Origin of the sequence: Ensifer sp. ENS11 (assembly GCF_014851895.1) — a bacterium.
GTDB classification, from domain to species: Bacteria; Pseudomonadota; Alphaproteobacteria; order Rhizobiales; family Rhizobiaceae; genus Ensifer; species Ensifer canadensis.
On sequence record NZ_JACVAN010000078.1, the window covers coordinates 1 to 393 of the forward strand.

1 protein-coding gene is annotated in these 393 nt (G+C 55.0%); it reads right to left on the bottom strand.

Going from position 1 to position 393, the window contains the following annotated elements:
• On the bottom strand, positions 1–292 hold a 292-nt coding region (locus IB264_RS34300; protein WP_146161036.1), incomplete at its 3' end, for a transposase.
• Positions 293–393: the final 101 nt, after the last annotated feature.

The following is a 393-nucleotide window of genomic DNA, read 5'->3' on the forward strand; positions in this document are numbered from 1 at the left end:
TCTTGTCGGTCTTGATCTTGGCGTCGGCAATCGCCTTGACCTTCAAGGGATGGGCGAGAACGACATCATCGCAAATGTCGTCGAGCCAGTCGTACATCACCATCCAGTTGCGCGTCGCCTCGACCACAGCATGCGAGTTCTCGCGGTAGCGTTCCAGAAACCCACCGAGCGACTGGCGATCGTTCTTCACCCGGCCCGATCTGAGCGTCTTGCCGCTGCTGTCCTGCACCACCAGATGACTATAGGATTTGTGGTAGTCGACGCCAATATGGTAATCATAAGAGGCAGTCATGCTTCCAACTCCCTTGTTGAGATCTTCGAAACCCCAATAAGGTAAGCCGAAAGGCCGGAAGCGTGACTGTCCCTCGATCATCACCTGCATCTCAATGGTCC